Source organism: Rhodovulum euryhalinum (genome assembly GCF_004342445.1).
GTDB classification, from domain to species: domain Bacteria; phylum Pseudomonadota; class Alphaproteobacteria; order Rhodobacterales; family Rhodobacteraceae; genus Rhodovulum; species Rhodovulum euryhalinum.
Map to the genome: position 1 here is coordinate 16238 of NZ_SLWW01000022.1, position 13041 is coordinate 29278.

General features: G+C 67.2%; 13 protein-coding genes and 3 pseudogenes. 10 read left to right on the forward strand and 6 right to left on the reverse strand.

The genetic code is table 11. The features are described from left to right. Positions 1-49: 49 nt before the first annotated feature. From EV655_RS19130 to EV655_RS19140, 5 genes and pseudogenes are all read right to left on the reverse strand, one after another. Entirely contained in the window at positions 50-469 is a 420-nt protein-coding gene (locus EV655_RS19130) for an NnrU family protein (protein ID WP_132546678.1), read from the reverse strand. Between the two features lie 6 nt (positions 470-475). Continuing rightward, complete coding sequence (locus EV655_RS19135) at positions 476-598, reverse strand: hypothetical protein (protein ID WP_424511325.1); 123 nt, start codon at positions 596-598, stop codon at positions 476-478. Between the two features lie 80 nt (positions 599-678). After that, the gene (locus tag EV655_RS18770; RefSeq protein WP_165905400.1) at positions 679-864 is read right to left on the reverse strand and encodes a protein NnrT; all 186 of its coding nucleotides are present in this window, start codon (positions 862-864) and stop codon (positions 679-681) included. Further along, positions 861-1941 (reverse strand): annotated as a pseudogene (locus tag EV655_RS18775) (nitric oxide reductase activation protein NorD); the annotation flags it as partial. The pseudogene EV655_RS18775 and the gene EV655_RS18770, both read right to left, overlap by 4 nt. A gap of 69 nt (positions 1942-2010) precedes the next feature. Next, a pseudogene (locus EV655_RS19140) lies at positions 2011-2082 on the reverse strand (c-type cytochrome); the annotation flags it as partial. A gap of 129 nt (positions 2083-2211) precedes the next feature. Between EV655_RS19140 and EV655_RS17675 the strand changes: the two are divergent. Then, positions 2212-2436 (forward strand): DUF1858 domain-containing protein, encoded by a 225-nt coding sequence (locus EV655_RS17675; RefSeq protein ID WP_132546679.1) that lies wholly within the window; start codon positions 2212-2214, stop codon positions 2434-2436. A 133-nt stretch (positions 2437-2569) separates the two neighbouring features. Here EV655_RS17675 and EV655_RS17680 read toward each other — a convergent pair whose 3' ends face one another. Then, a complete protein-coding gene (locus EV655_RS17680) occupies positions 2570-3265 on the reverse strand; it encodes a Crp/Fnr family transcriptional regulator (protein WP_132546680.1) in 696 nt (231 codons plus the stop codon). Between the two features lie 90 nt (positions 3266-3355). Between EV655_RS17680 and EV655_RS17685 the strand changes: the two genes are divergently transcribed. The 9 genes and pseudogenes from EV655_RS17685 to EV655_RS19050 all read left to right on the forward strand — a co-directional run. Beyond that, positions 3356-3796 carry a pseudoazurin gene (locus EV655_RS17685; protein WP_207902021.1) on the forward strand — a complete coding sequence of 147 codons (441 nt, stop codon included), beginning with the start codon at positions 3356-3358 and terminating at the stop codon, positions 3794-3796. An 84-nt stretch (positions 3797-3880) separates the two neighbouring features. Further along, positions 3881-5062 (forward strand): NnrS family protein, encoded by a 1182-nt coding sequence (locus EV655_RS17690; protein WP_132546682.1) that lies wholly within the window; start codon positions 3881-3883, stop codon positions 5060-5062. Positions 5063-5291: 229 nt separating this feature from the next. Then, positions 5292-6125, forward strand: a complete 834-nt coding sequence (locus EV655_RS17695; RefSeq protein WP_132546683.1) for a polyphosphate kinase 2 family protein — start codon at positions 5292-5294, stop codon at positions 6123-6125. A gap of 232 nt (positions 6126-6357) precedes the next feature. Further along, positions 6358-6561 carry a DUF1737 domain-containing protein gene (locus EV655_RS17700; protein ID WP_132546684.1) on the forward strand — a complete coding sequence of 68 codons (204 nt, stop codon included), beginning with the start codon at positions 6358-6360 and terminating at the stop codon, positions 6559-6561. Positions 6562-6738: 177 nt separating this feature from the next. Further along, the gene (locus EV655_RS17705) at positions 6739-6987 is read left to right on the forward strand and encodes a ParB N-terminal domain-containing protein (protein ID WP_207902023.1); all 249 of its coding nucleotides are present in this window, start codon (positions 6739-6741) and stop codon (positions 6985-6987) included. A gap of 208 nt (positions 6988-7195) precedes the next feature. Then, entirely contained in the window at positions 7196-7765 is a 570-nt protein-coding gene (locus EV655_RS17710) for a polyamine aminopropyltransferase (protein WP_243645139.1), read from the forward strand. A gap of 203 nt (positions 7766-7968) precedes the next feature. Beyond that, positions 7969-9696 (forward strand): di-heme-cytochrome C peroxidase, encoded by a 1728-nt coding sequence (locus EV655_RS17715; protein ID WP_207902024.1) that lies wholly within the window; start codon positions 7969-7971, stop codon positions 9694-9696. Positions 9697-9906: 210 nt separating this feature from the next. Beyond that, on the forward strand, positions 9907-12606 hold the full coding sequence (locus EV655_RS17720; protein WP_132546687.1) for a Hint domain-containing protein: 2700 nt from the start codon (positions 9907-9909) through the stop codon (positions 12604-12606). Positions 12607-12922: 316 nt separating this feature from the next. Next, a pseudogene (locus EV655_RS19050) lies at positions 12923-13041 on the forward strand (molybdenum-dependent transcriptional regulator); the annotation flags it as partial.

Below are 13041 nucleotides of genomic sequence, written 5' to 3' on the forward strand. Positions count from 1 at the left end.
GCCTTGGAGTGAAGACGTGCTGCTGATCGGATCCTGGATCTGCGTGGTCTCATGGAGGGGGCGAGATGCCGATGACCGTGGTTTGCAAATGCAAGACGGCCATGAAAACCACCAATGCAGCAGCGTGGCGCGATGCAATCGAGTTGCGGCAGCTCGCCAGCCACGACGGGTCAACCAGTGACCTTGGGGAAGGCGTTGACGTCGCCGCCTGAATCTTTGGCCGGGCATCGGGATTGGCGGCCTTCGACCGATCGTCGCACAGCGGCACGGCCCCCACGGATACGGCAAGAAACAACCCGAAGATGATGAGGTGGGCGAGATCGGGGTTGGCAACGCCATGTGCCGCGTCCCAAGCCTTCCCATCGCGGCGACCAAGTGCGTTCGGACCGGTCTGTCGGACGGCGGGAAGGGGCTGACGGGAACGAGGATCGGAACCAGCGTGAACTCCATCCACCCCAGGAGATGTCATCCGGAGTCAGTTGCGCTCGGCGACCCGGATCAGACGGTCGAAATGGCGTGCGAAGGCAAGCGCCATCGGCAGGCCCAGCACGGCGCCGCCGAGGGCAGACTGCGCAGGGCTGAGCACGGGCAGGCCCACCCACGAGCCGATCAGCGACTGGAAGAAGAGGTTGATCGCCGCAGCCCCCGCGCCCAGCGGGTAGAGGCCGACAGCGATCTTCAGAACCCGTTGCGTCGTCGCCGGGCCACCAGGCGCTGCACGACGGCAAGTGCCACGACGAGGGCGATGGACGCTGCCAGGAACCAGAATTCCGCGGTGGCACTTTGCGCCTTCGGCACGGGGCGGCCGTATCCTGCCAGCGCGGCGCCGGGCAGCAGGGTCAGAATTAGGGCAAGGTGTGTCATGCGATGTCTCCGATGGTGAGGTTGCGATAGATGTCGGGAAGGGCGCGCGCCAGGCGCTCGGGGTCGCGCAAGAGCGAGAAGCCGCCGCGCCCGAAGATGCGGCTGAACCAGTCCTGCCCGTCCTCGTCGATGACAATGCCGTGGACGGACTGGCCCTGGCGGCGCGCCTCGCGCACGGCCATGTGGCTGTCCTCGATCCCGTGGATGCCTTCGTAATGGTCCAGATCGTTGGGCTTGCCGTCGGTCAGCACGATCAGCGGCCGGTGGGTCGAGGTCTCCTTGGCCAGTTTCGCGCTGACATGCCGGATCGCGGCGCCAAGGCGAGTATAGTGCCCCGGCCTCAGCCCGCAGATGCGTTGCGTCACCTCCGGCCCGTGAGGTTCGTCGAACCGCTTGGCGCGGTGCTGGAACACCCGGTCGCGCCTCAGCGAGGAAAAACCCCAGATGCCCAGCCGGTCGCCCGCCGCGTCGATGCCACCGGCCAGCGCGGCCAGCGCCTCGCGGGCAACGTCGATCACCGTATGTTCGCCCACCGCTGCCTCGGCCGAGCGCGAACAGTCCAGCAGGAACGCCACCGACAGGTCGCGGTCCGTCTGTCTCAGGCTGCGATAGATGCGGTCGCAGCCCCGCCCGGTGGCGGCAAGGTCGGCGCGTGTGGTGATGACCGCGTCGAGGTCCAGTTCCTGCCCCTCGATCTGGCGCGGGCGCAGGATGCGGCGGGGTGCAGCGCCTCGAACTGGCGAAGGACGCGGGCGAGGCTGTGCGGGTCGGGGCGAACCCGTTCGCATCGGGCGCGGCGTCGGCCTCCAGCACGCGGCAGTGATCCGCCATGTAGGACTGGCTGCGCGCGTTCCACTCGGGAAAGATGTGCTTGCCCGCGAGCCGTTTGTGCTCGGCGTCGGCGGGCGACAGGTCGAGATGCACGCGCAGCCGGGTCGCGGTCTTGCGGTCGTGTTTCGACGGCGTGATGTGGTCCTGGTCGCCCGCGGCCTTCTTGGCGGTGTCCTCGTCCGCGTCCTCGTCGTCGACCGTGCGGTTGCGGTTGATGCTTTAGACCCAGCGCAGCACCGGCTGGAACGGCATGTAGCCAAGGCCGGCCGACACGTCGGGCAGCTGCGCCAGGGGATGGCCCTCCAACTGGTCGCGGATCGCCTTGAAGGCCAGCGAGCCTCCGTAGAAGATGTTGCGGGCCCGCGACTTGGTGAGAATCTCCGACATCTCTGGGGGGGGGCCTGTTCCGGTTTTCGATGCACCAAGGGTTAAGCCGCCGCGTGATCGCCAAGGTTGTGCTGGCGCAAAGAGCGGCGCGCTAGATGCGTTAGGGTGGGCTCATGAAAGGAGAGGACCATGGCGCCCACCCAGATCGACGATCCCGACCTCAGCATCGTGGCGGTCCTGGACCGCTGGCCAGCCGCGGCGTGGGTGTTCCTGCGTCACCGGATGCTGTGCGTCGGCTGCGCGGTGGCGCCGTTTCACACGATCTCCGATGCCTGCCTGGAATACGGGCTCTCCGAGAGCGTGTTCCGCGCAGAGATCGCGCGCGCCATCGGCGCCGCGGCGCAAGGCGAATGACGAATACGGCGTGACCCACCACTCACGGCCGTAGGGTCCGGGGCGTTTTTCCGGGCCGCGCCCGCCCCCAACCCCGCCGACCCCTCGGGGGGCGGGCGCCTCCCTTCCGCCGGCCCGGGCCGCGTGTCCCGGCTCAGCGTCCCTCGCCGATCAGCACCAGGCGGTGCGGATCGGTGACGGTGATGTGACGGCGGCGGCTCGACACGATGCCCTGCTTCTCCCACGCGCTCAGCAACCGGCTGACCGTGTGCAGGGTGGTGCCGGCCATCTCCGAGATGTCCTGCCGGGTCACCGGAAAGCCCACCTCGATCCCGTCCTCGACCTTGCGGCCCGCCTGGTTGATAAGCCGTAGAAGGGTGCCGGCGATCCGCTGTTCCACCTGTTGCGTCGCCAGTTCGACGATGCGCGTGTTCATTTCGCCCACGCGGGTGCCAACGGTCTTGTAGCCCTCTTCGGCGAACCCGTCATACCTGGCGGAGAACCTGTCCCAAAGGCCCATCGGCCAGGACAGCGTCAGGCTTTCCCGCGCGCAGAGCGCTGTGGCCGGGTAGGTCTCGCGACGCAGTGCCTGGGCGATGCCGAAGAGCTGGCCAGAGGGGATATGCAGCGCGGTCACGGTCTCGCCCCCTGCCGTCGTTCGGACCACCCGGATCACCCCGTCCATCAGCAAGTAGAACCGGTCCGCGTCATGCCCCTCGCGGAACACCGTTGCCCCTTCGTCGAACCGGCGCGGGGTGGCGAGATCGAGGATCTCGCGGATCTGCGCGCGGTCGAGCCGCCGGAACGGGCCGACATCGCGCAGAAGGCTTTCATCAAGTTTGCCGACCATGAAACTGCCCGGTGTTTGTCGAAACGCAACAAGGGGACGTCCCGGATACCGCAAAAGGGCCGCATGAGAAATGCATGCGAAGACGAAAGGATGCATCCCGTGCGACGACTGATGTCCGCAACCCTCGCCACCGCACTGGTCGGAGCGGGCGCGCAGGCCACCACCCACGAGGTCAGGATGCCGAACCGCGGCGAAGCGGGCGTGATGGTGTTCGAGCCCGCCTTCATCGAGGCCGCCCCCGGCAACACCCTGCGCTTTATTGCGACCGACCGGGGGCACAACGCGCAAGGCATCGAGGGCATGTTGCCCGAGGGGGCAGCCGCGTTCATCAGCCGCCCCGGCGACGATTTCGAACTGACCGTGACCAAGGAAGGGATCTACGGCGTCAAATGCACGCCGCATTTCGCGATGGGCATGGTGGCGCTGATCCAGGTGGGCGCGGCGGACAATCTGGATGCCGCGCTCGACGTGAAACACCGCGGCAAGGCGGCCGGGGTTTTCGAGAACCTCTTTGCACAGGTTCGGCAGTAGCGGCAAACGGGCGTTCCCGCAGCCGAAACCCCGGGCGGCGTCCGCTGCGGGCGCCGCCCATCCCCCTTCCGGAAAGAAGCGATCATGTCCAACGAATCGGAATTTGCCCTCTTTTCCTTTGGCTTCCGGCCATTCTTCCTGTTCTCGGCGCTGTTTGCGGCAGTGGTCGTGCCGATCTGGCTGGCGGTCTGGACCGGCCATGTCGGGCTTGCAGGCCCGTTCACCCCGCGCGACTGGCACATCCATGAGATGCTGTTCGGCTATGTGCCTGCCGTGCTGGCGGGGTTCCTCTTCACGGCGATTCCGAACTGGACCAAGCGGATGCCCAAGCAGGGCAAGTCGCTGATGGCGCTGACCGTGGTCTGGGCGTTGGGGCGGCTGGCCGTCGCCGGGGTAATCGCGTTGCCCGCCGGGGCGGTGATGGCGCTCGATCTGAGCTTCCTGCTGGCGGTCGCCGCGATCAACGTGGTCGAGATCGTGGCGGGGCGGAACTGGCGCAATCTTGCGGTGATCGTGCCGGTGGGTCTGCTGGCCGCGTCCAACGCCGTCTTTCACCTCGAGGTGATGGCCCGGGGTGTGGCCGATATCGGCATACGGGCCGGCTTTGCCTGCACCATCTTCCTGATCCTGCTGATCGGAGGGCGGATCGTGCCGAGCTTCACCCGCAACTGGCTGGCCAAGCGGGGGCCGGGCGCCCTGCCAGCGCCGTTCGGACGCTTTGACAAGCTGTCGCTGCTGGGCAGCGGCGGCGTGCTGGCACTGTGGTCCTTTGCGCCCGACATTTCCGGTCTGTCCGTCGCTTTTGCCGCCCTCGCAGTGCTGCACCTGGTGCGGCTCGCGCGCTGGTGCGGCTGGCGCTGCGGCCCGGCGCCGATCCTGTGGATCCTGCATGTCGCCTATCTGTTCCTGCCGCTGGGCTTCGCCGCGCTGGCGCTGGACGCGCCGGTGGCCGGGCTGCACCTTCTGGGGATCGGGGCGATCGGGGGGATGACGCTGGCGGTGATGATGCGCGCCTCGATGGGCCATACGGGCCGCCCGCTGGAGGCAGGGCGGGTGCTGACCGGGGTATTCGTCCTGCTCTGCGCCGCCGCGCTGGCGCGCGCCTTCCTGCCCCATGAAGGCCTTGGAGGGATCGGCGGAGTGACGATCGCCGCTACGCTCTGGACGGCCTGTTTCGCGGGTTTCGTGCTCAAGGTCGGTCCCTGGCTCTTGTGGTCCGCAGTGGCGCGGCGGGAGCCCGACCCGGCGCCTTCGACGCGCGGCTGAGGGTCGTGCAGAAGGTTCCACCGATTGCTCGGCGGGGCGCGGCGCCACTCCCGCACCAGATCGAACCGTAGGGGATCGGGCGGTAGCCCCACGGCGCAGCCGCCCGCCTCTGCATCTCGCATGACGTCAAGGATGAACGCGCGCTCGCGCCCTTCGGCCGTGCCTTCGCTGCGGAACGCCTTTGGCGGGACCGATTGCTTTTGTCCGCACAAACTGATCCTCTCGGAGCATGCAGCGCTCCACGAGTGATCCTCCGCGTCTCTCTGAAATCGACATGTCGCCCCGGCTGGGGAAAAAAATCTATCACGCAGAGCTCAAGCAGCTTCAGCGCAGGCTCAAGGCGATCCAGCAGGCCTACCTGTTCTCGGGCGGCAAGGCGGTGGTTGTCTTCGAGGGGTGGGACGCGGCCGGCAAGGGCGGCACCATCCGGCGCATGTCGGCCGTGCTTGATCCACGCAGCTTCAAGGTCTGGCCGATCGCCACGCCGCGCAACTATTATCTCGAGCGGCACTACCTGCTCCGCTTCATGGAGCGGCTGCCGCCAAACGGCGCCATTTCGGCTTTCGACCGGTCGTGGTACGGGCGCGTTCTCGTCGAGCGCGTCGAGGCGTTGACGCCCGAGAACCGCTGGCGGATGGGCTATCACGAGATCCGCGACTTCGAGCGGATGCTGCTGATGGACGGGACGCGGCTGGTCAAGCTGTTCTTCCATATCACGCCGGACGTCCAGCTTGCCCGCTTCGAGCAGCGCCTGCGCGACCCCCTGAAGCGCTGGAAACTGACCTACGAGGATTTCCGCAACCGCGAGAAGTGGGAGGCCTATTCAGAGGCGATCGACGAAATGATCGCGCGCACATCGACCGAGACGGCGCCCTGGCACGTCATTCCGGCCAACGACAAGCGCCACGCTCGTATCGAGGCCCTCCGCCACATAGTCAACGGCCTCAGCGACGGCATCAGGATCGAACCCGTCGTCCCCGACGGCAAGGTGCTCGACGCTGCGGACAGGGTGTTGAACCTCGACGAAGAGCTTGTTGCGAGTCTCCGTGGCCGCGTCGAATGAACCGCCCGGAAAAGAACGGCGCCGCCCAATCCCCGCACGGGGAAGGGTCCGGAGGCATGGACACGATCCGGTCGCATCGCGCGAAGAAAAACCGGATCATTCATGCCGAGGCCCGTGTGGCGAGGCCGCCACCGTTTGATCATGCGCAGAAATCCGTTTCTGGCGGAAGAACTTAAGCGCCGGTTCATACTCTTGGACCATTCTTTGAGACCAGGCCCTAGCGGAGTAAGCGATGACCACCCAAAGCGTCCATTTCACCGACTACAAGGTCCTGGAGGCGAACAGCGCCGCGGAGCTTTCACGAGAGGTGATGCACGCGATACATGACCGTTGGCAGCCCTACGGCAACATGGCCGTGGCCAAAACGGATCACGGCGACGACCTGCGGGTGAAGCTGTTTCAGCCCGTTGTCAAACAAGCGGAATGGTATCGCTGAAAATCTCTGCCAGAGGCTGACCGCCGGAGACGGCGCGCCATCCCCGCAGGTGGATCCAGAAGGTCGCGTGTGGCCCATGCCCCCCGGCGGGATCTGTTCGCGCCGCGCCGGATGGTTACCTCGTTGCGCTGCGGCGGCATCCTGCTACCCTTCCTCCAGTCCGCCGGAGACAGCACCTTGCTTGAGAAAACCGCCTTCCCGATCGACCGCATCCGCGTCCCGGTCAAACGCGCCAAGACCCTCGACGCGATGAAGGTCAAGACCCTGGCCGAGAGCATGCTTGAAGAGGGCCAGTTGACACCGATCCGGGTGCGGGCAGATGGCGAGAATTTCGTGCTGATCGAGGGGCTGCACCGGCTCGAGGCGCTGAGGGCGCTGGGGGAGGAAACGGTCGTGGGCTATCTCGTCCACGCCCGCCCGCACTGACCGCAGATTCCGCGTCCGCACGCGCCGAGCGTCAGGCCCTTCACCCGCAGCCCTCGATCGGATAGGCCGCGCGGAAGCGTCGAGAACGGGGGGCTGCATGCTGCCGTGGATACATCTGGCGACGGCGACTGCACCCCAGGGGGACAGGCTCAGGCTTTTTCGCCGGGGTGACGAGTTTTCGATCCGCCTCGACGGCGGAAACGAGTTGATGAACAGCCGGCTTGGCGGGTCGGAAGAGGCGCTTGCCACCCTGGCCCTGGAACGCCTGGCCGGCCGGCCGGGGCCGCGCGTTCTGATCGGGGGCCTTGGCATGGGGTTCACCCTGCGCGCGGCGCAAGCGGCCGCGCCGCGCGGTGCCCGCCTGATCGTCGCGGAGATCGTGCCCGATCTCGTCTCCTGGGCCGGTCAGCACATGGCGGCGGTTTTCGGGGATTGCCTTTCTGACCCGCGGGTCGAGGTGCGGACGGGCGATGTCGGCGCCGCGATCCGCGCCGAGACCGCCGGGTTCGACGCCATTCTGCTGGACGTCGACAATGGCCCGGACGGATTGACCGTCGCGGATAACGACGCCCTCTACGCAGACGCCGGACTGCTGGCAGCGCGACGCGCCCTTGCCGCGGGCGGTATCCTCGCGGTCTGGTCGGCCGCCCCGGACGCGGGATTCTCGAAGCGGCTGTCCCGCAGCGGATTCGACGTCACCACGCACACGGTCCGCGCCGGCCGCACCCGGCGCGGCGCCCGCCATACGATCTGGATCGCGGTTCGACAGGGGGGCTGATGCCCGCGACAACCGAGACCGCACCCTTACCGGGGGCGAGATCGCCAGCGGTCCCGCCCATCGCTGCGGGCGCCTCGGCGCGCCCGGAAATGACCATCCGCGGCGCGCTCGGCAAAGGGCGCGTTGCAGCGGTTCGAGGCAATTATCTGGAAAAACGACCCGCGTCGTGCGATCCTGAAAGCCAAGCGGACCGGAGGATTGCCATGCGACTGTGCGCCTTTCTGACGACGCTGCTGATGTCGGGTGTCGGCGTTGCGGCGGCTGCCCAGACCGTTTTCGTCGACCAGGGCGACGACTGGACACCGGGGCTGCGCGCGGCGTTCTACACCCAGGACCAGGGCTCGCGGATCATGCCGCTGGCCTGGATGCGGGCGTTGCGGCTGCCGGATGGCGCCCCGTTCCTGCACGACGCGCTGGCGCGCTACGGCTACCTGCCGATGCCGGATCGGCTGGACGACGACCTGCCCGTCGGCTTTGCCATCAACGGCCGCGGGCCGCGAATGGCGGTCGGCATGACCTGCGCGGCCTGCCACACCCGCGAGATCGACGTCAACGGGACCGCCTACCGGATCGACGGCGGCCCCGCCATCGTCGATTTCCAGGCCTTCCTTCAGGATCTGGATGCGGCCGTGCTTGCGGTGCTGGCCGACGAGGATGCTTTCGCCGCCTTCGCGGATGCGGTTCTCGGCGCGGCGACGGACGATGCCGCCCGCGCCGCGCTGCGCGCCGAGGTCGCCGCCTGGAGCCATCGCTTTCACACCCTGATGGAGCGTGCGCTGCCCGAACCGCCCTGGGGTGCGGGGCGTCTTGATGCCGTGTCGATGATCTTCAACCGTCTCGCCGGGCTCGATATCGGCTCCGAGACCGAGGACTACCTGATCCCCGACAACATCGCCGTGGCCGACGCGCCGACGCGCTATCCGTTCCTGTGGAACGCGGCTCGGCAGGATTACACGCAATGGCCGGGCTTCGCCAAGAACGGCAACGATCTGCTGGGCCTCGCGCGCAATCTCGGCGAGGTCTACGGCGTGTTCGGCGAGTTCCATCCCGCAAGGAAACCCGGGCTCGTCTTCGAGCACGATTACCTCTCGCGGAACTCGGCCAATTTCGACGGGCTGCGGGCGCTCGAGACGTGGGTCTGGGACATCGGTGCGCCGCGCTGGCCCTGGGCGCTGGACCAGGAACTTGTCCGCCAGGGCCAGGCGATCTTCAACCGTCCGGTCTCGGCAGGCGGCTGCGTGGCCTGCCACGGCAAGCGCCGGGGCGAGCGCCGGGCGCTGTTCCACAGCACCTATGCCACCCCGATCCTTGATGTCGGCACCGACATCCGCGAGTGCCAGATCCTCGGCCGCACGGTCGCGACCGGCGTGCTCGAGGGCGCCTCGATCCCGCTTTTGCGCAAGGAACTGGGCGCCGAGGCGCCGGCCTTCGAGGTGCTGGGCGTCGCCGTGATCGGCGCGATCATCCAGCAGGCGACCTCGCTTGGCGGCGGGACGGGGATCGAGGCCGCATCCGCAGGCCCCGAGGTTCTGGCGGATGACGAGTTCATGGGCCGTTTCGACGACCTGCGCGGCGCCTTCCCGATCGGCGAGGCCGGCACGGGGGTCGAATCCGCCGCGGGTTGCAGGTACGCGGCGCGCGTTCTCGATGGCATCTGGGCGGCCGCCCCTTACCTGCACAACGGCTCCGTCCCCAGCCTGCGGGCGCTTCTGACCCCCCCCGAGGACCGCGTGGCCACCTATGCGCCGGGCCCCGCCTACGACATCGAGGCGGTGGGGGTGGCGGCCGGGCAGACCGGCTTTGGCCATGTCATCGAGACCACGGGCTGCGACGATCTTGCCAGCGGCAACAGCCGCTGCGGGCATCCCTATGGCACGGGGCTCGCCGAGGCAGAGAAGCGTGCCCTGCTGGAATACCTCAAGTCGATCTGACAGGGCGCGACACGCCCGGCTGCGGTTCCGGCCATCATCGTGTCAATTGCGAAAGGCGGTTGGGGACGCGATCCGCGGTGGGTCGTGTTGCGTCCATGCCGATCAGGCACGAGTCTGCCGCCGATTAAGCAAGTCTAAATTTTCTGTCGGCATTTTCGCAGAACGACCACCGCCCTGCTCCCGCACAAATGAAGAGGCCGTTCAGGTCCGATGGCAACGACAAGCTTTGACGTCATCTACCTCGGGCTGTTGCCCAGGATCGACACGACCCAGGGCAACGAAACCGCCGAGAACGCGGCCGGTATCCTTGGGACCTATGGCAGCACCACGGATCCACTCTTCAGCGATGTCTCGACGCTTGTCTCGACCCGGTTGTCCGAGGACGACGATACCACCTACGATACCGACAACGATGGCGGCTACGACACGTTCCGCATCGACGGGGGCGCCGACCAGCAGTTCGACGCCGTCGCCACCTACTACGCCACGCTGACCTATGCCGACGGCACGACCGCCGCGATCACGGCGGTCATCTTTCAGGACACGTCCGGGCGCACCTACCTGGCGCCCGAAGCGACGCTGAATGCCGACCAGGCTGCGTTGACGGCCAAGCCGATCGTGTCGCTGACGCTGAACTCGGTTGTTTTCAACACCGGTGACATGGGCGGGTTTCGCGAGTTCGCCAATTTCATCGAGCCGGTCGACGGCACGGCCGGCGCCGACAGCATGGCCACCGGCCATATTGATGCCGATGGCGACAAGATCACCTCGGGCAACGACCTGATCGACGGCCACGAGGGCGACGACACCCTCTCGGGCGGCGAAGGCACCGACACGGTGTTCGGCGGCGCGGGCAATGACGTGCTCTACGGCTCGGGCGGATCGGGCAACGTCCTCTATGGCGGGATCGGCGATGACGTCCTCTGGAACGGATCGGGCAACGACAGCGCCTATGGCGAGGATGGCAACGACCTGCTCCATGCCGATCAGGGGGCGGACTATCTCGACGGCGGCGCGGGTGACGACACGTTTTCCGTCGACACGGTCTGGGGGCCGTTCGGCAGCGACACGATCGCCGGCGGCGAAACCGGAGAGACGCTGGGCGACCTGATCGACCTCGGCGGAATGGGGGGCGGCGTCACCGTCACCTATACCGGCGATGAGGCGGGCTGGATCGGCGACGGGGCCAGCACGCTGACCTTTTCCGAGATCGAGCGGCTGGCGCTCACCGATCTGGCCGACCGCCTCGACGCCAGCGGCGCCACGGTCGGGATCGACGTCGACGCCGGCAGCGGCAACGACACGATCACCGGCGGATCGGGCGACGATACCATCCTGGGCGGCATCGACCACGACAGCCTTTCGGGCGGCCTGGGCAACGACAGCCTCGATGGTGGCGCCAACAACGACAGTCTCTTCGGCGACGACGGCAACGACACGCTGGATGGGGGCATCGGCAGCGACACGATCTACGGTGGCAACGACGACGACCTGATCTTTGGCGGGGGCAATACCGGCAATGCCGACTCGCTTTACGGCGGGTCCGGCAACGACACGATCTATGGCGGGGACGGTGCCGGGTACGACCGCCTTTACGGCGAGGACGGCGACGATTTCCTTGATGGCCGACTGGGCAACGACACGCTGATCGGCGGGCTGGGGGCGGATACGCTGATCGGCGGGGCGGGCGATGACCTGCTGACCGGCGAGGACGGCAACGACCTGGTCCTGGGCGGCGCCGGAAGCGACAGCCTCTTTGGCGGGGCGGGCACTGACACGGTCAGCTATGCTGACGCGACCGGGCCGATGAGCATCAATCTCGACTTCGGGATGGCCGCGGACTCGCTGTTCACCGAAATGGATCAGTTGAGCGGGTTCGAGGCGGTGATCGGCTCGGATTTCGACGATACCATCTCGGGCGGCGCGGCCGACGAAACGCTTCTGGGCGGGACCGGGGACGACTGGCTTGCCGGCAACGCAGGCGCGGACGTGCTGACCGGCGGCGACGGGGACGATACATTCGCCTATGCCGCCGGCGGCGGCGCCGACACGATCACCGATTTCAACGCGGGCAATACCGGCACGCTCTCGGACGGCGACGTCACCAACAACGACGTCATCGACCTGTCGGCCTTCTACGACAACCTCCAAGAGCTGTACGCCGACCAGGCCGATGACGGGGTCCTGAACCAGTCGAATACGCTGGATGCCAAGGGCCGCACGGTCGACTATTCCGACAACGACCAGTTCGGGACTGGCAGCCTGACCATCACCGGGGCAACCGCCGACACCAACTTCTACACTGTCGAGAACACGGGCGTCGTGTGCTTTGCCATGGGCACCCGGATCGCCACGCCGTCGGGCGATGTTCCGATCGAAGCCCTGCGGGTCGGCGATCCGGTCATAACGTGCGACAACGGCGTTCAGCCGATCGTCTGGATAGGACGACGCCACCTGAGCGCGCCCGACTTGGACGTTGCGCCGAATTTGCGGCCGGTTCGGCTGGCTGCGGAACTCGTAGGCGGCAATGCGCCGCTCGTGGTCTCGCCCCAGCACGGCGTGCTTTTGCGCGAGGGAAGCGAAGAGCGTCTGATACGCGCAATTCACCTCGCCCGTCTCGGCGGAGGTCAGGCACGGATCATGCTGGGGCGCAGAAAGATCACCTATTTCCACATCATGTTCGAGGCGCACCAGATCATTTTCGCGAACGGCGCCCCCTGCGAAAGTTTCTATCCGGGTCCGGAGGCGCTTCGCGGGGTTGGCCCGTCCGGACGAGCCGAACTCCTTGCGTTCTTCCTGGCGATCAAGGGGGGTGATGTCCAGCTTGGCTACGGTCCGACCTCACGTCCCTTCGCGCGGCGCAACACTCTTCCGGACCACCTGCGTTCGCTTTCCGTGGTGCCTTGCTGACATCAATCCCGATGGAGTCGGCCCTGGGCACGATCCTGAAAGGAATCCGCTGCGGGTCGAGACGTAGGGCAAGCCCGACTGTCCGGGCCGTCCCCACGGAGCTTGTCGCGGGACGTCCCGGCCGGAAGCGTGCCGTTCCGGACGCCTCGGGATTGTGAAAGGCCGAGCCGCCTCTTGCCGATCCGCAAGGTGCCGCCAGGCCGGGATCGGACGCACCGGAATGTCCGCCCCGCAATTTTATTGGTCACGCGGCGGTGGCGGGCGACCGCATCAAGGGGTATGACAGAAGGGTGACATCGGGAGGCCGAGACCGCAGATGCCGACAGACCTGCGCAGCGCGTTGACGCTGGAACGGCCCGGGGCGCGGATGGGCGCGGACCGGGTGGCGTTGCTGGCCGCGATCGGCCGGACCGGGTCTATCTCGGCCGCTGCCCG